The organism is Streptomyces canus 299MFChir4.1 (assembly GCF_000383615.1).
In the GTDB taxonomy this organism is placed as follows: domain Bacteria; phylum Actinomycetota; class Actinomycetes; order Streptomycetales; family Streptomycetaceae; genus Streptomyces; species Streptomyces canus_C.
Map to the genome: position 1 here is coordinate 59622 of NZ_KB911590.1, position 21756 is coordinate 81377.

The following is a 21756-nucleotide window of genomic DNA, read 5'->3' on the forward strand; positions in this document are numbered from 1 at the left end:
TGTGATCGCCCTCTCTCTCGCCGAGATCGCCTCAGTCGTCGGCGGGCAGACGCATGACATACCGGATCCGTCGGCGCAGGTGCACGGGCCCGTCGTCATCGACTCCCGGCAGGTGAAGGACGGCAGCCTGTTCGCCGCCTTCGTGGGGGAGCGCGTCGACGGCCACGACTACGCCGACCAGGCCGTCCGGGCGGGCGCGGTGGCCGTGCTGGCACAGCGCCCCGTCGGCGTGCCCGCGATCGTCGTCGAGGACGTCCAGACGGCCCTCGGCGCCCTCGCGCGTCATGTCGTACGACGGCTCGGCGCGACCCTCGTCGCCCTCACCGGCTCGGCCGGCAAGACCAGCACCAAGGACCTCATCGCGCAGGTGCTCCGGAGCAAGGCGCCGACGGTGTTCACGCCGGGCTCGCTCAACAACGAGATCGGGCTGCCGCTCACCGCGCTCACCGCCACCGAGGAGACGAAGTTCCTCGTCCTGGAGATGGGCGCCCGCGGGATCGGCCACATCAGCTACCTCACGGATCTGACGCCCCCGAAGATCGGTCTGGTCCTCAACGTCGGCTCCGCGCACATCGGCGAGTTCGGCGGCCGCGAGCAGATCGCGCAGGCCAAGGGCGAGTTGGTGGAGGCGCTGCCCGCGGAGGGTGCGGCGATCCTCAACGCCGACGATCCTCTCGTAAGGGCCATGGCGTCCCGTACGAAGGCGAAGGTGATCCTTTTCGGAGAGTCCGGCGAAGCGGACGTACGCGCCGAGAACGTACGACTCACGGACAGCGGACAGCCTGCCTTCATGCTTCACACACCCTCCGGTGCAAGCGAAGTGACCATGCGCCTGTACGGTGAGCACCACGTGTCGAACGCGCTCGCCGCGGCCGCCGTCGCCCATGAGCTGGGCATGTCCGCAACCGAGATCGCCACCGCGCTCTCCGAGGCGGGCTCCCTCTCCCGCTGGCGTATGGAGGTCACCGAGCGCCCGGACGGCGTGACCATCGTCAACGACGCCTACAACGCGAACCCCGAGTCCATGCGAGCGGCCTTGCGCGCGCTCGCGGCGATGGGCAAGGGGCGGCGGACCTGGGCGGTGCTCGGCAAGATGGCCGAGCTCGGAGACGAGGCGCTCGCCGAGCACGACGCGGTCGGACGGCTCGCCGTCCGGCTCAATGTCGGCAAGCTCGTCGCGGTCGGGGGCAGGGAAGCGTCCTGGCTGCAACTGGGCGCATATAACGAGGGTTCGTGGGGTGAGGAGTCGGTGCACGTGTCCGACGCACAGGCGGCGGTCGACCTGCTGCGCAGTGAGTTGCGCCCGGGAGACGTCGTCCTCGTGAAGGCGTCCCGTTCGGTCGGCCTGGAGAGCGTCGCCCAGGCGCTGCTCGACGCCGAGGGTGAGGTTGCCGCCCGATGATGAAGCAGATCCTGTTCTCAGGAGTCATCGGCCTCTTTCTGACCCTGGTCGGCACCCCGCTGCTGATCAAGCTGCTCGCGCGCAAGGGTTACGGCCAGTACATCCGGGACGACGGCCCGCGCGAGCACGCCAGCAAGCGCGGTACGCCGACCATGGGTGGTATCGCCTTCATCCTGGCGACGGTCGTCGCCTACTTCCTGTCCAAGGTCATCACCGGCTACCCGCCCACCTACTCGGGTCTGCTGGTGCTCGGCCTGATGTGCGGCATGGGCCTGGTCGGCTTCCTCGACGACTACATCAAGATCGTCAAGCGGCGTTCGCTGGGCCTGCGGGCCAAGGCGAAGATGGCAGGTCAGCTCATCGTCGGCATCAGCTTCGCGGTGCTCGCGCTGATGTTCCCGGACGCCCGCGGCAACACCCCGGCCTCCACCAAGCTGTCGTTCATCACCGACTTCGGCTGGAAGATCGGCCCGATCCTGTTCGTGGTCTGGGCGCTGTTCATGATCCTCGCGATGTCGAACGGCGTGAACCTCACCGACGGTCTGGACGGCCTCGCCACCGGCGCCTCCGTCCTCGTCTTCGGCGCCTACACCTTCATCGGCGTCTGGCAGTTCCAGGAGTCCTGCGCCAACGCGGGCACCCTGACCAACCCGGGTGCCTGCTACGAGGTACGGGATCCCCTCGACCTCGCGGTCATCGCCTCGGCACTGATGGGTGCCTGCCTGGGCTTCCTGTGGTGGAACACCTCGCCGGCCAAGATCTTCATGGGTGACACGGGTTCGCTCGCGCTCGGCGGTGTCCTCACCGGCCTGGCCATCCTCTCCCGCACGGAGCTGCTGGTGGCCATCATGGGCGGCCTGTTCGTCCTCATCACCATGTCGGTGGTCATCCAGGTCGGCTCCTTCAAGCTCACCGGCAAGCGCGTCTTCCGCATGGCCCCGCTCCAGCACCACTTCGAACTCAAGGGCTGGTCCGAAGTCCTCGTGGTGGTCCGCTTCTGGATCATCCAGGGCATCTGCGTGATCGTCGGCCTGGGTCTCTTCTACGCGGGATGGGCAGCAGAAAAGTGACCTCCTCGGAGCACCTCGACTGGCAGGGGAAGCACGTCACCGTCGCCGGACTCGGTGTCTCCGGCATCCCGGCGGCCAGGGCGCTGCACGCGCGCGGGGCGCACGTCACGGTCGTCAACGACGGCGACGACGCACGCGCGCGTGAGCAGGCCGCAGAGTTGGAGGCGCTGGGCATCACCGTGCGCCTCGGCGACGGCGCGACCCTGCCCGAGGGCACCGAACTCGTCGTCACCGCGCCGGGCTGGAAGCCGGACAAGCCGCTCTTCGCAGCGGCCCGTGAGGCCGGTCTGGAGATCTGGGGCGACGTGGAGCTCGCCTGGCGTCTCAGGGGCCCCGACGCGGCCCCCTGGCTCGCGATCACCGGCACCAACGGCAAGACGACCACCACCCAGATGCTGGCGTCGATCCTGAAGGCCGCGGGGCTGCGCACCGCCGCCGTCGGCAACATCGGCGTCTCCCTCCTGGACGCGGTCCTCGGCGACGAGCAGTACGACGTCCTGGCCGTGGAGTTGTCGAGTTATCAGCTCCACTGGGCGCCCTCGCTGCGCGCCCACTCCGCCGCCGTGCTCAATCTCGCCCCCGACCATCTCGACTGGCACGGCTCCATGGAGGCGTACGCCGCCGACAAGGGCCGCGTCTACGAGGGCAATCGGGTCGCCTGCGTCTACAACGTGGCCGACAAGGCCACCGAGGACCTGGTACGCGAGGCGGACGTGGAGGAGGGCTGCCGGGCGATCGGCTTTACCCTCGGCACCCCCGGACCGTCCCAACTCGGTGTCGTCGAAGGCATCCTGGTCGACCGGGCCTTCGTCGAGGACCGGCACAAGAACGCCCAGGAGCTCGCCGAGGTCTCCGACGTCAACCCGCCCGCCCCGCACAACATCGCCAACGCCCTTGCGGCGGCGGCCCTCGCACGCGCATTCGGGGTGCCCGCCAGGGCGGTACGGGACGGGCTGCGGGACTTCACCCCGGACGCCCACCGCATCTCCCACGTGGCCGACGTGGACGCGGTCGCCTACGTCGACGACTCCAAGGCCACCAACACCCACGCGGCACAAGCCTCGTTGGCGGCCTACGAGTCGATCGTGTGGATCGCCGGCGGGCTCGCCAAGGGCGCCACCTTCGACGAACTGGTCGCCAAGTCGGCAAAGCGACTTCGCGGTGTCGTGCTCATCGGCCAGGACCGCGCCCTGATCCGTGAAGCCCTCGCGCGACACGCCCCGGAAGTACCCGTGGTGGACCTCGACCGGACCGACACTGGGGCGATGCTCGCGGCTGTCCAGGAGGCCTCCCGCCTCGCCGTCGCAGGGGACACGGTGCTGCTGGCCCCGGCCTGCGCCTCGATGGACATGTTCGCCAACTACAACAAGCGCGGTGACGCGTTCGCGGAGGCGGTTCGCGAACTCGGCTCCTGACCGACGTAGCGGAGGCGTTGATGCCCACCAGCCGAACCGGCAGGCCGCCCGTGCAGCGGGCGGCCCGACGCCCCGCCGTCGCCCGGCCCCTGTCCGAGAACCCCGTACAACGGCTCTACACGCGCGCGCGAAAGGCCTGGGACCGGCCGCTGACCGCCTACTACCTGATCCTCGGTGGCAGTCTCCTGATCACCGTGCTCGGGCTGGTGATGGTCTACTCGGCCTCCCAGGTCACGGCTCTGCAGATGTCGTTGCCGGGATCCTTCTTCTTCCGCAAGCAGTTCCTGGCCGCCGTCATCGGTGCCGCACTGCTGCTGATCGCTTCCCGGATGCCGGTCAAGCTGCACCGGGCGCTCGCCTACCCGATCCTGGCGGGCGCGGTCTTCCTGATGGCCCTGGTGCAGGTGCCGGGGATAGGGATGTCGGTCAACGGCAACCAGAACTGGATCTCGCTCGGCGGCTCCTTCCAGATCCAGCCCAGCGAGTTCGGCAAGCTCGCCCTCGTGCTGTGGGCGTCCGACCTGCTCGCCCGCAAGCAGGACAAGAAGCTGCTGACCCAGTGGAAGCACATGCTGGTGCCGCTCGTCCCGGTCACCTTCCTGCTGCTCGGGCTGATCATGCTCGGCGGCGACATGGGCACGGCGATCATCCTGACGGCGATCCTGTTCGGCCTGCTGTGGCTCGCGGGGGCCCCGACCCGGCTGTTCGTCGGAGTGCTGTCGATCGCCGGGCTGATCGGGATGATCCTCATCAAGACCAGCCCCAACCGCATGGCCCGGCTCGCCTGCATCGGTGCCACCGAGCCCAGGTCGGGGGGCGCCGACTGCTGGCAGGCCGTGCACGGCATCTACGCCCTGGCCTCCGGCGGAATCTTTGGCTCCGGGCTCGGTGCCAGTGTGGAGAAATGGGGCCAACTACCCGAAGCCCACACCGACTTCATCTTCGCCGTCACCGGTGAGGAACTGGGCCTTGCGGGGACGCTGTCGGTACTCGCTCTCTTCGCGGCTCTAGGCTATGCGGGTATCCGCGTGGCCGGACGCACGGAGGACCCCTTCGTGAGGTATGCCGCGGGAGGCGTGACCACCTGGATCACCGCTCAGGCAGTGATCAACATCGGTGCGGTGCTCGGTCTGCTGCCGATCGCCGGAGTCCCGCTCCCGCTGTTCTCCTACGGAGGGTCCGCCCTGCTGCCGACCATGTTCGCCATCGGGCTGCTGATCGCGTTCGCGCGTGACGATCCCGCTGCGCGGGCGGCGCTTTCGATGCGGCAACCCCGCTTTGGTAGAAAGCGGGCGGGAGGCGCCGTGCCGGCACGGGGGCCTCGGAGATGGAACACGATGAGACGGCGCGCCCCATCGGCGCGTTCGTCCGGAGAGCGGTGAATTTCGGTGCATGTCGTACTCGCCGGTGGGGGGACCGCCGGCCACATCGAGCCCGCGCTCGCCCTCGCGGACGCCCTGCGCAGGCAGGACCCGACCGTGGGGATCACGGCCCTGGGCACGGAACGGGGCCTGGAGACCAAGCTCGTCCCACAGCGCGGCTACGAGCTCGCGCTCATCCCGGCCGTCCCGCTGCCCCGTAAGCCGACCCCCGAGCTGATCACCGTCCCGGGCCGGCTGCGTGGCACGATCAAGGCCACGGAGCAGATCCTGGAGCGCACCAAGGCCGACGCGGTCGTCGGCTTCGGCGGCTACGTGGCGCTGCCCGGCTACCTCGCCGCCAAGCGGCTCGGCGTGCCGATCGTGGTCCACGAGGCCAACGCCCGTCCCGGCCTCGCCAACAAGATCGGGTCCCGGTACGCCGCCCAGGTCGCCGTCGCCACGCCGGACAGCAAGCTGCGCAACTCCCGCTACATCGGCATCCCGCTGCGCCACACCATCGCCACCCTGGACCGGGCCGCCGTCCGCCCCGAGGCCCGGCACCTGTTCGGCCTCGACCCGAACCTGCCGACCCTGCTGGTCTCCGGCGGCTCGCAGGGCGCCCGGCGCCTCAACGAGGTCGTCCAGCAGGTCGCGCCCCTGCTCCAGCAGGCCGGGATCCAGATCCTGCACGCGGTCGGTCCCAAGAACGAACTGCCGCATGTACAGCAGATGCCGGGAATGCCCCCGTACATCCCGGTAAGTTACCTGGACCGGATGGACCTCGCGTACGCCGCGGCCGACATGATGCTCTGCCGCGCGGGCGCGATGACCGTCGCCGAACTCTCCGCCGTCGGGCTCCCGGCCGCCTACGTCCCGCTGCCCATCGGCAACGGCGAACAGCGGCTGAACGCCCAGCCGGTGGTCAAGGCCGGCGGCGGACTGCTGGTCGACGACGCGGAACTGACGCCCGAGTGGGTACGGGGCCACGTCCTGCCCGTGCTCGCCGACCCGCACCGGCTGTACGAGATGTCCCGCTCCGCCGCCGAGTTCGGCCGCCGGGACGCCGACGACCTGCTCGTCGGCATGGTGTACGAGGCGATCGCCTCGCACCGACGCCAGTAGCCAGGAAGAGGGAGTGCGCGTGGCCGGATCGACGACCGCCGAGCGCGGTGAACGCCAACAGGAGTCGTCCGGCCCGCCTCCCGCCCGGCGGTTGAGGGTGCGTCGGCTTCGTATGATCATCATCCTTGCCGTGGCGTTCGCGTTTCTCTCCGCGGGTGCCTTCGGGCTGTTGTACGGCTCCCAGTGGTTCCGCGTTGAACGCGTCTCGGTCTCGGGAACCCTGGTGCTGACTCCGGAACAGGTCCGCGAGGCCGCGGACGTCCCGGTCGGCTCGCCGCTGATTTCCGTCGACACCGACGCGATCGAGGCACGACTGCGCCGGAAATTGCCCCGAATTGACTCGGTTGATGTCGCTCGATCCTGGCCGCATGGAATCGGGCTGAAAGTGACTGAGCGTACTCCGGTTCTGCTTGTCCAAAAGGGCCGAAACTTTGTCGAAGTGGACGACGAAGGTGTCCGATTCGCCACGGTTCCCGTGGCCCCGAAAGGCGTCCCCGCACTGGAATTGGCGCTCGGCCGGCCGGACACCCGCGCCGCGAGCCTGCGCCGCTTCGGCGAGTCCCGGCTCGTGCGCGAAGCGGTGCGCGTGGCGGGTGACATTCCGATCGACGTCGCGCGCGCGACCCGTTCCGTCAAGGTGCGTTCGTACGACGACATCTCGCTGGAGTTGAGGGGCGGGCGCACCGTCGCCTGGGGGAGCGGCGAGAACGGCGCCGCCAAGGCCCGTACGCTCACCGCTCTCATGAAAGCCGCCTCCGGTGCGCGGCACTTCGACGTCAGCGTTCCCACCGCCCCCGCGTCATCGGGGAGTTGACGCACATCAGCGCAGGCCAGCACCCTGGTTGGGCACTGCTACGGCTGATCACATAGGGTGAAAAGAAAAACGGGAGGTTCGGCGTGTTCGTTGAACGTGCGCCACTTGTCGACTTAGTGTCCTGTTCAGAAGACTCCAGGGAACAGACACACTGGTAACCCTAAACTTCAGCGTTAGGGTTCGGGTCGGCGCTACGGACCGTCCCATTCGGCATCAGTCGACGGATCGCGAGGCAGCACTGCTTCGTCGGTTCGGCGACACGTAACTCGAGGCGAGAGGCCTTCGACGTGGCAGCACCGCAGAACTACCTCGCAGTCATCAAAGTCATCGGTGTCGGCGGCGGTGGTGTCAATGCCATCAACCGGATGATCGAGGTCGGTCTCAAGGGCGTCGAGTTCATCGCCATCAACACCGACGCGCAGGCGCTGTTGATGAGCGACGCCGACGTCAAGCTCGACGTCGGCCGCGAACTCACCCGCGGACTCGGCGCCGGCGCCAACCCGGCCGTCGGCCGCAAGGCGGCCGAGGACCACCGCGAGGAGATCGAGGAGGTCCTCAAGGGGGCCGACATGGTCTTCGTGACGGCCGGTGAAGGCGGCGGCACCGGCACCGGCGGCGCGCCCGTCGTGGCCAACATCGCCCGCTCGCTGGGCGCCCTCACCATCGGCGTGGTCACCCGCCCGTTCACCTTCGAGGGCCGGCGCCGCGCCAACCAGGCCGAGGACGGCATCGCGGAACTCCGCGAAGAGGTCGACACCCTCATCGTCATCCCCAACGACCGACTGCTGTCCATCTCGGACCGCCAGGTCTCGGTCCTCGACGCCTTCAAGTCGGCCGACCAGGTCCTGCTCTCCGGTGTCCAGGGCATCACCGACCTCATCACCACGCCCGGTCTGATCAACCTCGACTTCGCCGACGTCAAGTCGGTCATGTCCGAGGCCGGTTCGGCGCTCATGGGCATCGGCTCGGCCCGCGGCGACGACCGCGCGGTGGCCGCGGCCGAGATGGCGATCTCCTCGCCGCTCCTGGAGGCGTCCATCGACGGCGCCCGGGGCGTGCTGCTCTCCATCTCCGGCGGCAGCGACCTCGGTCTGTTCGAGATCAACGAAGCGGCCCAGCTGGTGAGCGAGGCCGCCCACCCCGAGGCCAACATCATCTTCGGCGCGGTCATCGACGACGCCCTCGGCGACGAGGTCCGCGTCACCGTGATCGCCGCCGGCTTCGACGGTGGCCAGCCGCCGACCCGCCGCGAGACGGTCATGGGTTCCTCCTCGACCTCGGCCCGCCGCGAGGAGCCCACTCCGGTACGGCAGACCGAGAGCCGTCCGTCCTTCGGCTCGCTCGGCAGCGTCACGCCGAAGGAGGACCCGGAGCCCGCGCCCGAGCCGGCCGCCGACCTCCCGGTCGCCCCGCCCGTCCCGCCGTCCCGGAGCTACTCGGACAGCGCGGCCGAGGAGCTGGACGTGCCGGACTTCCTGAAGTGATAGGACAGCGCGACAGCGTGAGCGGCGCGCACTTCGCCTTCACCGACCGGTGGGGCGGGGTGAGCGCCGCTCCGTATGAGGAGCTCAACCTCGGCGGAGCGGTCGGCGACGACCCCGAGGCCGTGACGACCAACCGCGAACTGGCCGCCAAGTCGCTCGGTCTCGACCCGGCCCGCGTGGTCTGGATGAACCAGGTGCACGGGGCGGACGTGGCGGTGGTCTCGGAGCCCTGGGGCAAGCAGCCGGTGCCCCGGGTCGACGCGGTCGTCACCGCCGAACGCGGTCTCGCCCTCGCCGTCCTCACCGCCGACTGCACCCCGGTGCTGCTCGCCGACCCGGTCGCCGGGATCGCCGCGGCGGCCCACGCGGGCCGGCCCGGCGTGGTGGCCGGAGTCGTCCCGGCCGCGCTACGCGCGATGACCGAACTCGGCGCCGATCCCGCCCGGATCGTCGCCCGCACCGGACCCGCCGTCTGCGGCAGGTGCTACGAAGTGCCCGAGGAGATGCGCGCCGAGGTCGCCGCCGTCGAACCCGCGGCGCACGCCGAGACGAGTTGGGGCACTCCCGCGGTCGACGTGAGCGCCGGAGTGCACGCGCAGCTCGACCGGCTCGGGGTGCACGACCGGCGGCAGTCGCCGGTGTGCACGCTGGAGTCGGGCGACCACTTCTCGTATCGCCGCGATCGCGCCACGGGGCGACTCGCGGGATATGTCTGGCTGGACTGATGGGGCATGACGGACCGTAAGGATGAACTCGCCGCAAATCTGGCGAAGGTGGAGCAGCGCATCGCCGCCGCGTGTGCGGCCGCCGGGCGGGAGCGCGAAGAGGTGACCCTCATCGTGGTCACCAAGACCTACCCCGCGAGCGATGTGCGGATTCTCTCCGAGCTCGGGGTGCGCCACGTCGCCGAGAACAAGGACCAGGACGCGGCCCCCAAGGCCGCCGAATGCTCGGATCTGCCCCTTACTTGGCATTTCGTTGGCCAATTGCAGACCAACAAAGTGCGATCTGTAGTGGGTTACGCGGATCTCGTGCAGTCTGTCGATCGTTCGAAGTTGGTGACGGCTCTCTCCAAGGAGGCCGTGAAGGCCGAGCGCGACGTGGGCTGCCTGATCCAGGTCGCACTCGACGCCGGTTCGAGCGAGCGAGGGGAGCGGGGTGGTGTGGCGCCGGGCGGAATCGGGGAGTTGGCCGGTCTCGTGGCCCGGGCTCCGGGACTGCGGCTCGACGGTCTGATGACCGTCGCTCCGCTCACCGGGGAGTACGCGGGGCGCGAACAGGCGGCGTTCGAGCGGTTGATGGATTTGTCGACCGACCTGCGCCGGGACCATCCGGCTGCGAACATGGTCTCGGCAGGGATGAGCGCGGACCTCGAACAGGCCGTGGCGGCAGGGGCGACACATGTGCGCGTCGGCACCGCGGTACTCGGAGTCCGCCCCCGGCTCGGGTAACGTCGCCAGGAAGTCGGACCACAGCAGAAAATATGGTCATTGCCGCCGAAAGGCGGTCATAACGACCTCGTGGATGGCGGGCACTTGGCAGTCGTCAGCCGATCCACCACAGAGCGGAGGACTCAGAGAATGGCCGGCGCGATGCGCAAGATGGCGGTCTACCTCGGCCTCGTGGAGGACGATGGGTACGACGGCCGCGGTTTCGACCCCGACGACGACTTCGAACCGGAACTCGACCCGGAGCCAGAGCGGGACCGTCGACGGCATGAGCCGTCTCATCAGTCACATCAGGCACTTCAGCCTGAAAGGGATGAATCGGTCAGAGTGGTGCAGCCCTCGGTACAGCGCGACCCGGTGCCCCGATCCTCTTCGCTCGCCGCGGAATCGGTGCGTCCGGCGCGCATCGCGCCCGTGGCATCCATCACACAAGAGCGCGCAAGCCTGGAGAAGAACGCACCGGTGATCATGCCCAAGGTCGTGTCGGAACGAGAGCCTTACCGGATCACCACACTTCACCCCCGGACCTACAACGAGGCCCGTACCATCGGGGAACACTTCCGTGAGGGCACCCCGGTGATCATGAATCTGACTGAGATGGATGACACAGACGCCAAGCGACTTGTCGACTTTGCGGCCGGTTTGGTGTTTGGTCTTCACGGCAGCATCGAGCGGGTGACGCAGAAGGTGTTCCTGTTGTCGCCTGCTAACGTCGATGTCACGGCGGAGGACAAGGCCCGCATCGCAGAGGGCGGGTTCTTCAACCAGAGCTGAGAAGCAACAACCGGAACGAAGCACGGAACAGGGGAGAGGGAAAGACAGTCCATGAGCGTGTTCGCACAGGTGATCTACATCGCGCTGATGGTGTTCCTCATCGTGCTCATCTTCCGGTTGGTCATGGACTACGTCTTCCAGTTCGCCCGCTCATGGCAACCCGGCAAGGCGATGGTGGTCGTTCTGGAGGCCACCTACACTGTCACCGATCCACCGTTGAAGCTTCTGCGGCGGTTCATCCCGCCGCTGCGTCTCGGGGGCGTGGCGCTCGACCTGTCCTTCTTCGTGCTGATGATCATCGTCTACATCCTCATCTCCATCACGGGAAACCTGTCGAGGTGACTGTGGACGATACGGTCTTGCCGACTGCCGATGACTACGTTGAGGTGAAGAGATGCCGTTGACCCCCGAGGACGTGCGGAACAAGCAGTTCACGACCGTCCGCCTCCGAGAAGGCTATGACGAGGACGAGGTCGATGCCTTCCTCGACGAGGTCGAAGCCGAACTGACCCGCCTGCTGCGCGAGAACGAGGACCTGCGCGCCAAGCTGGCCGCGGCGACGCGTGCTGCTGCCCAGAACCAGCAGAACATGCGCAAGCCTCCGGAGCAGCAGGACCAGCAGCAAGGTGGCATGCCCGGACAGGGAATGCCGCAGCAGGGCATGCGTGGGCCCGGTCCCGGCGCCCCCGTGCCGGCCGGCATATCCGGTCCGCCGCAGCAGATGGGCGGCCCCATGGGTGGCCCGCCCCAGCTGCCGAGCGGTGCCCCGCAGCTGCCCGCCGGTCCCGGCGGTGGCCAGGGCGGCCCGCAGGGTCCCGGTCCGATGGGCCAGGGGCCCATGGGTCAGGGCCCGATGGGCCAAGGCCCGATGGGTCAGGGCCAGATGGGTCAGGGCCAGATGGGTCAGGGTCCGATGGGCCAGGGCACCATGGGCGGTCAGCCGCCCATGCAGCAGCAGATGGGTGGCCCGATGGGCGGCCCCATGGGCGGTCCGATGGGCGGCCCCGGTCAGGGCCCCGGTGGCGACAGTGCCGCCCGAGTCCTCTCGCTCGCCCAGCAGACCGCCGACCAGGCGATCGCGGAGGCCCGTTCCGAGGCCAACAAGATCGTCGGCGAGGCGCGTTCGCGTGCCGAGGGTCTCGAGCGTGACGCCCGTGCCAAGGCCGACGCCCTGGAGCGGGACGCGCAGGAGAAGCACCGCGTCGCGATGGGCTCCCTGGAGTCCGCCCGCGCCACGCTGGAGCGCAAGGTCGAGGACCTGCGCGGCTTCGAGCGCGAGTACCGCACGCGTCTGAAGTCGTACCTCGAGTCCCAGCTGCGTCAGCTGGAGACCCAGGCCGACGACTCGCTGGCTCCGCCGCGTACCCCGGCGACCGCGTCGCTGCCGCCGTCCCCGGCGCCGTCGATGGCTCCGGCCGGTGCGAGCGCGCCGTCGTACGGTGGCAACCAGGGCATGGGCGGCGGTCCTTCGGCGGCCGGCCCGTCCTACGGTGGCCAGCAGCAGATGTCGCCCGCGATGACCCAGCCGATGGCGCCGGTGCGGCCGCAGGGTCCCGGCCCGATGGGGCAGGCTCCCTCGCCCATGCGTGGCTTCCTCATCGACGAGGACGACAACTGACGGCCTCTAGTACGCCTCAGGCGTCGGCAGCGTTCAGGGCAGGGCCCCGGATTTCGATCCGGGGCCCTGCCCTTTTACGCGGGTTGATCACGGTGTCGCGGACATGAGGAAAGGCCCGGTCCCCCTCGCGTTCGCGGGGGAACCGGGCCTTTCTTCTCGGTCCTACGCCTTGCGCAGGCGGAACGTCAGCGACAGGCCCTCGTCGGTGAACGGGGTGCCGTAGGTGTCGTCCGCCTCGCTCTGGGAGAAGTCCGTCGCCAGGACCTCGTCGGCGATCAGAGCCGCGTGCTCGCACAGGGCCGCGAGAACCGCCGGGTCCGTGGAGGTCCAGCGCAGCGCGATGCGGTCGGCCACGTCGAGGCCGCTGTTCTTGCGGGCCTCCTGGATCAGGCGGATCGCGTCACGGGCCAGGCCCGCTCGGCGCAGCTCCTCCGTGATCTCCAGGTCCAGGGCCACCGTCGCACCGGAGTCGGACGCCACCGACCAGCCCTCGCGCGGGGTTTCCGTGATGATCACCTCGTCGGGGGCGAGCGTGATCGTCTCGCCGTCGACCTCCACCGACGCCGTGCCCTCGCGCAGGGCGAGGGAGAGCGCGGCCGCGTCGGCGTTCGCGACGGCCTTGGCCACCTCCTGGACGCGCTTGCCGAACCGCTTGCCCAGGGCGCGGAAGTTGGCCTTCGCCGTGGTGTCGACCAGGCTGCCGCCGACCTCGCTGAGGGAGGCGAGAGCGGTCACGTTCAGCTCGTCCGTGATCTGCGCGTGCAGTTCGCGGTCGAGGGCGTCGAAGCCGGTCGCGGCGATGAGCGCCCGGGACAGCGGCTGCCGGGTCTTCACACCCGACTCCGCGCGCGTGGCACGGCCCAGCTCGACGAGCCGGCGCACCAGGACCATCTGCCTGGACAGGCCCGGGTCGATGGCCTTGAGGTCCGCCTCCGGCCAGGAGGCCAGGTGCACCGACTCCGGGGCGCCCGGGGTGACCGGCACGACCAGGTCCTGCCAGACCCGCTCGGTGATGAACGGGGTCAGCGGGGCCATCAGCTGGGTGACCGTCTCGACGACCTCGTGCAGCGTGCGCAGCGCGGCCTTGTCGCCCTGCCAGAAGCGGCGCCGGGACCGGCGTACGTACCAGTTGGACAGGTCGTCGACGAAAGCCGACAGGAGCTTTCCGGCGCGCTGGGTGTCGTACGACTCCAGGGACTGGGTCACCTGGTCGGTCAGGGCGTGCAGTTCGGACAGCAGCCAGCGGTCCAGGACCGGACGGTCGGCCGGGGCCGGGTCCGCCTCGCTGGGCGCCCAGTTCGACGTACGCGCGTACAGGGCCTGGAAGGCGACCGTGTTCCAGTACGTCAGGAGCGTCTTGCGGACGACCTCCTGGATCGTGCCGTGGCCCACCCGACGGGCCGCCCACGGGGAACCGCCGGCCGCCATGAACCAGCGCACCGCGTCCGCGCCGTGCCGGTCCATCAGCGGGATCGGCTCCAGGGTGTTGCCCAGGTGCTTGGACATCTTGCGGCCGTCCTCGGCGAGGATGTGGCCGAGGCAGACGACGTTCTCGTACGACGACTTGTCAAAGACCAGGGTGCCGACGGCCATCAGCGTGTAGAACCAGCCGCGCGTCTGGTCGATGGCCTCGGAGATGAACTGTGCCGGGTAGCGGGACTCGAACAGTTCCTTGTTCTTGTACGGGTAGCCCCACTGCGCGAACGGCATCGAACCGGAGTCGTACCAGGCGTCGATGACCTCCGGCACGCGCGTGGCCGTCTTCTGGCACTGGGGGCACGCGAAGGTGACGTCGTCGATGTACGGGCGGTGCGGGTCCAGTTCGGAATGGTCCGTGCCGGTCAGCTCGGAGAGCTCCGCGCGGGAGCCGACGACGGTGAGGTGGTCTTCCTCGCAGCGCCAGATGGGCAGCGGGGTGCCCCAGTAGCGGTTGCGGGACAGCGCCCAGTCGATGTTGTTCTGGAGCCAGTCGCCGAAGCGGCCGTGCTTGACCGTCTCCGGGAACCAGTTGGTGTTCTCGTTCTCCTGGAGGAGGCGGTCCTTGACGGCGGTGGTGCGGATGTACCAGGACGGCTGCGCGTAGTAGAGGAGCGCGGTGTGGCAGCGCCAGCAGTGCGGGTAGCTGTGCTCGTACGGGATGTGCCGGAAGAGGAGGCCGCGCTGCTGGAGGTCCTCGGTGAGCTTTTCGTCCGCCTTCTTGAAGAAGACGCCGCCCACGAGGGGGACGTCCTCCTCGAAGGTGCCGTCCGGGCGGACCGGGTTCACCACGGGCAGACCGTAGGCGCGGCAGACCTTGAGGTCGTCCTCACCGAAGGCGGGGGACTGGTGGACCAGGCCCGTACCGTCCTCGGTCGTGACGTATTCGGCGTTGACGACGTAATGCGCCGGCTCCGGGAACTCCACGAGCTCGAACGGACGTTGATAGGTCCAGCGCTCCATCTCGGCGCCGGTGAAGGACTGGCCGGTGGTCTCCCAGCCCTCGCCGAGCGCCTTGGCGAGCAGCGGCTCGGCGACGACGAGCTTCTCCTCGCCATTGGTCGCGACGACGTAGCTGACCTCCGGGTGCGCGGCGACCGCCGTGTTGGACACCAGGGTCCAGGGGGTCGTCGTCCACACCAGGAGCGCGGCCTCGCCGGCGAGCGGACCGGAGGTGAGCGGGAAACGGACGTACACGGACGGGTCCACGACCGTCTCGTAGCCCTGCGCCAGCTCGTGGTCGGACAGGCCGGTGCCGCAGCGCGGGCACCAGGGGGCGACGCGGTGGTCCTGGACCAGCAGGCCCTTGTCGAAGATCGTCTTCAGCGACCACCAGACGGACTCGATGTACTCCGGGTCCATCGTGCGGTACGGGTCCTGGAGGTCGGTCCAGTAGCCCATGCGGGTCGTGAGCGCCTCGAAGGCGTCGGTGTGGCGGGTCACGGACTCGCGGCACTTGGCGTTGAACTCGGCGATGCCGTACGCCTCGATGTCCTTCTTGCCGCTGAAGCCGAGCTCCTTCTCGACCGCCAGCTCCACCGGGAGGCCGTGGCAGTCCCAGCCGGCCTTGCGGGCCACGTGGTAGCCGCGCATGGTGCGGAAGCGGGGGAAGACGTCCTTGAAGACGCGCGCCTCGATGTGGTGGGCGCCCGGCATGCCGTTGGCGGTGGGCGGGCCCTCGTAGAACACCCACTCGGGGCGGCCCTCGGACTGCTCCAGGGTCTTGGCGAAGATCTTCTGCTCGCGCCAGAAGTCGAGCACCGCGTGCTCGAGCGCGGGCAGGTCGACCTGGGCGGGCACCTGGCGGTACTGCGTCATCAGTCTTCCTCCGGCGGATGTGCTGCCTTCCGTCCGGAGGGACGAGAGCCTTGTTCTCTACGCCGGTCTCGGCGCGCTCCCGCGGTACCACCCTCCTTGGCCCGCCGACACGGGGTGTGCGTCGGTGAGCCCCCTCATTGGGGTCGCGATGCCGGGTCTACGCCCCCCGCTGGGGGTTTCTTCCGGCGGCTCCGGGGTGATCTTCGCGTCGCGCTCGCCCCCGGGCTTCCACCGTCCCCGGGTCGCTCTGGGCTGCGTACGCCGCTACTCGTCCCCATCCACGCTTCTCGCTCCGCCCAGTGTACGGCGCCCCGGGGACAGTGGCCGACCGCTTTTCCGGGGCCGGGCGGGGCGGCCGCCGTAGGGCGTCGAGTGACCCGAATGGAGCGGCACGGCTGTTCGGATTCCGGGACGGGCGATTGTGCGGATTACCCGGCGGGGAGCTGGGCACAACGCATGCATGCTTCCCGCCCCGCACGTGCGGGGCGGGCGAATCGGGCGGCGTGCCCCGTTGCCGCGGGACTCAAGTCGATTTATCGTCCCAGCACGATTCGCGTGCAAGATCACAATATGTGAAGGGGCCGCGGCATGGTGGCGAAGAAGACCGCCGTACAGCAGTCGGCGTCGGGCCGTTCCACCCATGCCCGTGCCTCCGGTGGCGAGGCCAAGGACGCGGGCGGGAAGAAGAGTGTGCGCGGGGTGGCGTCCGAGGCCGCGTCGTCCGGCAAGGGCGCCGCGACCAAGGCCGTGAAGGCGGTCGGAGCGGCGGCGAAGAGTGTCGCGAAGAAGGCCACGGCCTCCCGGGGTGCCGGGCGGGAGGAGGCCCAGGCCGGGAGCCCGGAGGCCGAGCCGCCGGTCGGTGGAACGGCGGAGGCCACGAAGGGCGTCGGCAAGGCCTCGGTCACGAAGAAGGCGCTGGCGACGAAGAAGGCCCCGGTCACGAAAAAGGCTGCGGTCACGAAAAAGGCTGCGGTCACGAAGAAGGCGGTCACGAAGGAGGCCGGGGTCGCCAAGAAGGCGGCCACTGGGAAGGCGGCTACCGGGAAGGGGGTCGCCAAGGCGGCGGTCGGGGAGGCCGGAGCCACCGGGAAGGCGGGTGCCGGGAAGTCCGGGGCCGCCCCGAAGGCGTCGGTGACCAAGAAGTCCGCGGCCACCGGGAAGGGGGTCGCCAAGGCGGCGGTCGGGGAGGCCGGAGCGACTGAGAAGGCGGCCGCCGGGAAGTCTGAGGTTGCCGCGAAGGCGTCGGCCAAGAAGAAGTCCGCGGTCGCCAAGAAGGCAGCCACCGGCAAGGCGGTCGCCAAGGGGGCGGTCGCGGAGGCCGGAGCCGCCGGGAAGGCAGGCGCCGAGAAGTCCGCGGCCGCCGAGAAGGGGTCGGCCACGCAGAAGAAGGCGGTCACGAAGAGGGCCGCCGCGAAGAGCACGGCCGCGACCGGGAGTGCGGCCAAGAGCACGGCGGCGCGGAAGAGCGCGGTCGCCAAAACCGCCGCGCCGAAGGGTGCGGCCAAGAGCACGGCCGCGACGAAGGCCGCGGGGAGGAAGACGGCCGCGAAGGACACCGCGGTCGAGGAGACGGCCGCCACGGAGGCCGGGGCCCCGCAGGGGGCCGCCGGGCAGGGCACCTCCGGGAAGACGGCGGCCAGGAAGAGCACGGCCAACAAGGCGGGCGCGGCCGAGGCCGCGAAGCAGACGGGAGCCACGACGGTGGTTGCGAAGAAGACCCCTGGCACGGCCACAGCGGCGAAGAGCGCCCTACCCAACGCGCGTGTCGCCGCGGTGGAGCCCGGCGAACTCGCGGTGCGCCCGGGTGAGGACCCGTGGACGCCCGAAGAGGTCGCGGAGGCCCGCGCGGAACTGACGGCCGAGGCTCTGCGGCTGCGCACCGAGATCTCCACGTCCGAGGAGTCCCTGGTGGGGCTCATGCGGGACTCCGGGGACGGCGCGGGCGACGACCAGGCCGACACCGGCACCAAGAACATCACGCGCGAGCACGAGATGGCCCTCGCGGCCAACGCGCGCGAGATGCTCCTCCAGACCGAGCGTGCCCTGGGACGGCTCGACGCCGGCACCTACGGCCTGTGCGAGAACTGCGGCAACCCCATCGGGAAGGCACGTATGCAGGCCTTCCCGCGCGCGACCCTGTGCGTGGAGTGCAAGCAGAAGCAGGAACGCCGGTACTGAGGGACCTTGGAGGCGTGTCGTACCCTCGTCCTCAGTCAGGTACCTAGGTCGAGGGACTCACGTGGCAGAGGCGGAGCGCATCATCGGTACGCCGGATACCCCAGAGGCGGCGGGGACCGAGCCGGAGCAGGACCAGGCGGCGCGGCCCAGGGGGAAGCGCCGTATCGCCGTGCTGTTCACGGTGGCCGCCTTCGCGTACGCCCTCGACCTGGTCAGCAAGATGATCGTGGTCGCCAGGCTGGAGCACCACGAGCCGATCGAGATCGTCGGGGACTGGCTGAAGTTCGAGGCGATCCGCAACGCGGGCGCGGCCTTCGGCTTCGGTGAGGCCTTCACCGTGATCTTCACGGTGATCGCGGCCGCGGTGATCGTGGTCATCGCCCGGCTCGCCCGCAAGCTCTACAGCCTGCCCTGGGCGATCGCGCTCGGGCTGCTGCTGGGCGGCGCGCTCGGCAACCTCACCGACCGGCTCTTCCGTTCGCCCGGCGTCTTCGAGGGGGCGGTCGTCGACTTCATCGCGCCCAAGCACTTCGCCGTCTTCAACCTCGCCGACTCGGCGATCGTGTGCGGCGGCATCCTGATCGTGCTGCTGTCCTTCAAGGGCCTCGACCCGGACGGCACCGTCCACAAGGACTGAGCCCCGGTTTTCCACAGGCTCGGTCGGGGCTGTCTCACCCGTCCGGCATACTCGACGGGTGAGCACCATTCCCGAGATCCGTACCCTGCCCGTGCCCGACGGCCTGGAGGGCGAGCGCGTCGACGCCGCCATCTCCCGCATGTTCGGCTTCTCCCGGACCAAGGCGGCCGAGCTCGCCGCCTCGGGGAAGGTCATGGTCGACGGGTCGGTGGTCGGGAAGTCCGAGCGGGTGCACGGCGGGGCCTGGCTGGAGGTCGAGATGCCACAGGCGGCCGCGCCCGTGCAGATCGTCGCCGAGCCGGTCGAGGGCATGGAGATCGTCCATGACGACGACGACGTGGTCGTCATCGTCAAGCCGGTCGGCGTGGCCGCGCACCCGTCGCCGGGCTGGACCGGGACGACCGTGATCGGCGGGCTCGCCGCCGCCGGGTACCGCATCTCCACCTCCGGTGCCGCCGAGCGCCAGGGCATCGTGCACCGGCTCGACGTGGGCACCTCGGGACTGATGGTCGTGGCCAAGTCCGAGCGGGCGTACACCTCGCTCAAGCGGCAGTTCAAGGAGCGCACGGTCGACAAGCGGTACCACACGCTCGTCCAGGGCCACCCGGACCCGACCAGCGGCACCATCGACGCGCCCATCGGCCGGCACCCCCAGCACGACTACAAGTGGGCGGTCACCGCCGAGGGCAAGCCGTCCGTGACGCACTACGACCTCATCGAGGCGTTCCGCGCGGCCTCCCTGCTCGACGTGAAGCTGGAGACCGGGCGCACCCACCAGATCCGCGTCCACATGGCGGCCCACCGCCACCCGTGCGTCGGCGACCTGACATACGGCGCCGACCCGACGCTCGCCAAGCGGCTCCGGCTGACCCGGCAGTGGCTGCACGCCGTGCGGCTCGGCTTCGAGCACCCGGGGGACGGGGAGTGGGCGGAGTTCGCGAGCGACTATCCCGAGGATCTCCAGCAGGCCCTGGACCTGGTGCGTGAGGAGACCTACGGGTGAGCACACCCGCGTACGACGTGCGGGTCGCCGAGGACCCCGCCGACCGTGAGGCCTGCTTCACGGTCCGCAAGGAGGTCTTCGTCGGCGAGCAGGGCGTGCCCGAGGACATCGAGTACGACGCCTACGACGCCGGGGCGCTGCACGTGCTGGCCGTACGGGAGGACGGGGTGCCGCTCGGGACCGGGCGGCTGCTGTTCGGTGACGCGGCGGCCGGGAAGACCGGCGGTGACGCGTCGGTGGGCTCGCTGGGGCGGCTCGCCGTGACCCCGCAGGCGCGCGGGCTCGGGGTGGGTGCCGCGCTCGTACGGGCCGTCGAGGAGGCGGCACGCGCGCGTGGGTTGACGGCGGTGGACCTGCACGCCCAGACGCACGCGCTGGGGTTCTACGAGCGGCTGGGGTACGTGGCCTACGGTCCGGAGTTCCCGGACGCGGGGATGCCGCACCGGGCCATGCGGCGGGTTCTCTGAGGGTCGGCGGGAGCGGCGGTCGGGAGGGTTCGGGCGTTTTGCGGGCAGACTGAAGTGACCGATGTTCTGTCGATCTGCCCGGAGTTCTGACCGTGGATCAGTTGGCCCTGTTGTTCATGTTGTTGTTGGGGGCTCTGATCAGCGTCCCGGTGGGGGACCGTTTCGGGTTGCCGGCGCCGGTGCTGATGACCCTGCTCGGCATAGTGCTCGCGGTGCTGGACTTCGTACCGAATGTCGACATCCCGCCGGACCTGATCCTGCCCATCCTGTTGCCGCCCCTGCTCTACGCGGCGGTGCGGCGCACTTCCTGGCGCCAGTTCGCGGCCAACAAACGGCCGATCTTCCTGCTCGCCGTCGCGCTCGTGTTCGTGACGACCCTGTGCGTCGCCGCCGTCGCGCACGCGATCGTGCCGGGGCTGCCGATCGCCGCCGCCCTCGCGCTCGGCGCGCTGGTCGCGCCGCCCGACCCGGTCGCCGCGACCGCCGTCGCGGGCCAGCTGGGGCTGCCCCGCAGGCTGGTGTCCATCCTGGAGGGCGAGGGCCTGTTCAACGACGTGACGGCGATCGTGCTCTACCACGTGGCCGTCGCCGCGGCCGTCAGCGGCTCGTTCACGGCCGGGGAGGCCGTGTTCGAGTTCGTGCTCTCCGCGGTGGTCGCCGTCGCCGTGGGGCTCGCGCTGGGCTGGGGTGCCAACAAGCTGATGGACCTCCTGGGCGACGCCACCCTCCAGATCGGGCTGACGGTGCTCGTGCCGTACGCCTCCTATGTGCTCGCCGAGGAACTGCACGGCTCCGGTGTGCTCGCCGTGCTGACCACGGCCCTGTTCCTTGCCGAGCACGGCACCGACGCCGACGACGTGATGACCCGGCTGGCGGGGCACACCTTCTGGGACATCGTCGACACGCTCGTCACCGGTGTGGCCTTCGGGCTGATCGGGCTCGAACTGCACAACGCGATCCGGACCGCGTCCGGCCGCTGGGGCGAGATGCTCGGCTGGGCCGCGGCGATCGTGGCCGTGGTCGTCCTCGTACGGCTGGCGTGGCTGATGCCGGCCACCTGGCTCACCAAGCGGATGCACGCCAAGCGGGACTACAGTGAGGAGATCCCGACCAGTTGGCGGGAGACCGTCATCATGTGGTGGTCCGGGATGCGGGGCGTGGCGTCGGTCGCGCTGGCCCTGGCCATTCCGCTGAAGACCGACTCGGGGGCGGGCTTTCCCGACCGGGACGAGATCATCTTCATCGCGTTCGGGGTGATCATGGCCACGCTGGTGCTCCAGGGGCTGACCCTGCCGTGGCTGGTGAAGCGGCTGGGGGTGGAGGCCGACACCGAGCGGGAGAAGGAGTTCGAGAAGGTCCTCGCCGTCCGGGCGGCGAAGGCGGCCAAGCAGCGGCTGCGGGAGATCGAGAACGTGGAGGAGCTGCCGGAGGACCTGTCCGAGCAGATGCTGCGGCGGGCGTTCGAGATCGGCGTGCGGATCCATCCCGAGACGGGGGACGAGGAGCGGCGCGAGGCCAGGCGGCGGCTCAAGCGGGCGCGGCGGATCCACGGCGAGATGCTGAGCGCGGCGCGGCACGAGGTGCTGGCGGCGCGGAGCGAACCGGGGGCCGACCCCGAGGTCGTGGACCGGGTGCTGCGGCACCTGGACGTCCGCAGTCTGCGGTGAGC

Annotated in this window: 18 protein-coding genes; 17 read left to right on the forward strand and 1 reads right to left on the reverse strand. The window is 69.8% G+C overall.

Annotation, left to right across the window (positions count from 1 at the left end):
• The first annotated feature begins 1 nt into the window (after position 1).
• The 12 genes from H293_RS0121485 (at position 2) to H293_RS0121540 (ending at position 12508) form a co-directional block, all read left to right on the forward strand.
• Positions 2-1402: a UDP-N-acetylmuramoyl-tripeptide--D-alanyl-D-alanine ligase gene (locus H293_RS0121485; RefSeq protein ID WP_020119904.1), complete on the forward strand. Its 1401-nt coding sequence runs from the start codon at positions 2-4 to the stop codon at positions 1400-1402.
• On the forward strand, positions 1399-2472 hold the full coding sequence (mraY, locus tag H293_RS0121490) for a phospho-N-acetylmuramoyl-pentapeptide-transferase (protein WP_020119905.1): 1074 nt from the start codon (positions 1399-1401) through the stop codon (positions 2470-2472). The genes H293_RS0121485 and mraY overlap by 4 nt, the downstream gene beginning before the upstream one ends.
• Entirely contained in the window at positions 2454-3887 is a 1434-nt protein-coding gene (gene murD, locus H293_RS0121495) for a UDP-N-acetylmuramoyl-L-alanine--D-glutamate ligase (RefSeq protein ID WP_199790183.1), read from the forward strand. The genes mraY and murD overlap by 19 nt, the downstream gene beginning before the upstream one ends.
• A 20-nt stretch (positions 3888-3907) precedes the next feature.
• Positions 3908-5269, forward strand: coding sequence for a putative lipid II flippase FtsW (gene ftsW, locus H293_RS0121500; protein WP_020119907.1), 1362 nt, complete (start codon positions 3908-3910; stop codon positions 5267-5269).
• A gap of 6 nt (positions 5270-5275) precedes the next feature.
• Positions 5276-6370 (forward strand): undecaprenyldiphospho-muramoylpentapeptide beta-N-acetylglucosaminyltransferase, encoded by a 1095-nt coding sequence (gene murG / locus H293_RS0121505; RefSeq protein WP_020119908.1) that lies wholly within the window; start codon positions 5276-5278, stop codon positions 6368-6370.
• 19 nt (positions 6371-6389) lie between these two features.
• On the forward strand, positions 6390-7184 hold the full coding sequence (locus tag H293_RS0121510) for a cell division protein FtsQ/DivIB (RefSeq protein ID WP_028808071.1): 795 nt from the start codon (positions 6390-6392) through the stop codon (positions 7182-7184).
• 287 nt (positions 7185-7471) lie between these two features.
• A complete protein-coding gene (gene ftsZ / locus H293_RS0121515; protein WP_007381416.1) occupies positions 7472-8668 on the forward strand; it encodes a cell division protein FtsZ in 1197 nt (398 codons plus the stop codon).
• Entirely contained in the window at positions 8665-9393 is a 729-nt protein-coding gene (gene pgeF, locus H293_RS0121520) for a peptidoglycan editing factor PgeF (protein ID WP_020119910.1), read from the forward strand. The genes ftsZ and pgeF overlap by 4 nt, the downstream gene beginning before the upstream one ends.
• Positions 9394-9399: 6 nt before the next feature.
• Entirely contained in the window at positions 9400-10119 is a 720-nt protein-coding gene (locus H293_RS0121525; RefSeq protein ID WP_020119911.1) for a YggS family pyridoxal phosphate-dependent enzyme, read from the forward strand.
• A 129-nt stretch (positions 10120-10248) separates the two neighbouring features.
• Positions 10249-10890, forward strand: coding sequence for a cell division protein SepF (locus H293_RS0121530; protein ID WP_020119912.1), 642 nt, complete (start codon positions 10249-10251; stop codon positions 10888-10890).
• A 51-nt stretch (positions 10891-10941) separates the two neighbouring features.
• Positions 10942-11232, forward strand: a complete 291-nt coding sequence (locus tag H293_RS0121535; protein WP_020119913.1) for a YggT family protein — start codon at positions 10942-10944, stop codon at positions 11230-11232.
• 52 nt (positions 11233-11284) lie between these two features.
• Positions 11285-12508 (forward strand): DivIVA domain-containing protein, encoded by a 1224-nt coding sequence (locus H293_RS0121540; RefSeq protein ID WP_020119914.1) that lies wholly within the window; start codon positions 11285-11287, stop codon positions 12506-12508.
• Positions 12509-12670: 162 nt separating this feature from the next.
• Here the strand turns inward: H293_RS0121540 and ileS are convergent, their stop codons facing one another.
• Positions 12671-15802, reverse strand: coding sequence for an isoleucine--tRNA ligase (gene ileS, locus H293_RS0121545; protein WP_020119915.1), 3132 nt, complete (start codon positions 15800-15802; stop codon positions 12671-12673).
• 588 nt (positions 15803-16390) lie between these two features.
• Between ileS and H293_RS0121550 the strand changes: the two genes are divergently transcribed.
• The 5 genes from H293_RS0121550 to H293_RS0121570 all read left to right on the forward strand — a co-directional run bounded on the left by H293_RS0121550 (position 16391) and on the right by H293_RS0121570 (position 21754).
• Positions 16391-17980: a TraR/DksA C4-type zinc finger protein gene (locus H293_RS0121550; protein ID WP_020119916.1), complete on the forward strand. Its 1590-nt coding sequence runs from the start codon at positions 16391-16393 to the stop codon at positions 17978-17980.
• A 61-nt stretch (positions 17981-18041) separates the two neighbouring features.
• Positions 18042-18617 carry a signal peptidase II gene (lspA, locus tag H293_RS0121555; protein ID WP_020119917.1) on the forward strand — a complete coding sequence of 192 codons (576 nt, stop codon included), beginning with the start codon at positions 18042-18044 and terminating at the stop codon, positions 18615-18617.
• 58 nt (positions 18618-18675) lie between these two features.
• The gene (locus H293_RS0121560) at positions 18676-19620 is read left to right on the forward strand and encodes an RluA family pseudouridine synthase (protein ID WP_020119918.1); all 945 of its coding nucleotides are present in this window, start codon (positions 18676-18678) and stop codon (positions 19618-19620) included.
• On the forward strand, positions 19617-20087 hold the full coding sequence (locus tag H293_RS0121565) for a GNAT family N-acetyltransferase (protein WP_020119919.1): 471 nt from the start codon (positions 19617-19619) through the stop codon (positions 20085-20087). The genes H293_RS0121560 and H293_RS0121565 overlap by 4 nt, the downstream gene beginning before the upstream one ends.
• A gap of 92 nt (positions 20088-20179) precedes the next feature.
• Positions 20180-21754, forward strand: a complete 1575-nt coding sequence (locus H293_RS0121570; protein ID WP_020119920.1) for a Na+/H+ antiporter — start codon at positions 20180-20182, stop codon at positions 21752-21754.
• The last annotated feature ends 2 nt before the right edge of the window (positions 21755-21756 follow it).

Coding starts and splice junctions, on each gene's coding strand:
- mraY (WP_020119905.1), top strand. CDS start 1,399: ATGATGAAGCAGATCCTGTTCTCAGGAGTCATCGGCCTCTTTCTGACC.
- H293_RS0121525 (WP_020119911.1), top strand. CDS start 9,400: ATGACGGACCGTAAGGATGAACTCGCCGCAAATCTGGCGAAGGTGGAG.
- H293_RS0121535 (WP_020119913.1), top strand. CDS start 10,942: ATGAGCGTGTTCGCACAGGTGATCTACATCGCGCTGATGGTGTTCCTC.
- murD (WP_199790183.1), top strand. CDS start 2,454: ATGGGCAGCAGAAAAGTGACCTCCTCGGAGCACCTCGACTGGCAGGGG.
- H293_RS0121540 (WP_020119914.1), top strand. CDS start 11,285: ATGCCGTTGACCCCCGAGGACGTGCGGAACAAGCAGTTCACGACCGTC.
- H293_RS0121530 (WP_020119912.1), top strand. CDS start 10,249: ATGGCCGGCGCGATGCGCAAGATGGCGGTCTACCTCGGCCTCGTGGAG.
- ftsW (WP_020119907.1), top strand. CDS start 3,908: ATGCCCACCAGCCGAACCGGCAGGCCGCCCGTGCAGCGGGCGGCCCGA.
- ileS (WP_020119915.1), bottom strand. CDS start 15,802: ATGACGCAGTACCGCCAGGTGCCCGCCCAGGTCGACCTGCCCGCGCTC.
- H293_RS0121550 (WP_020119916.1), top strand. CDS start 16,391: ATGGTGGCGAAGAAGACCGCCGTACAGCAGTCGGCGTCGGGCCGTTCC.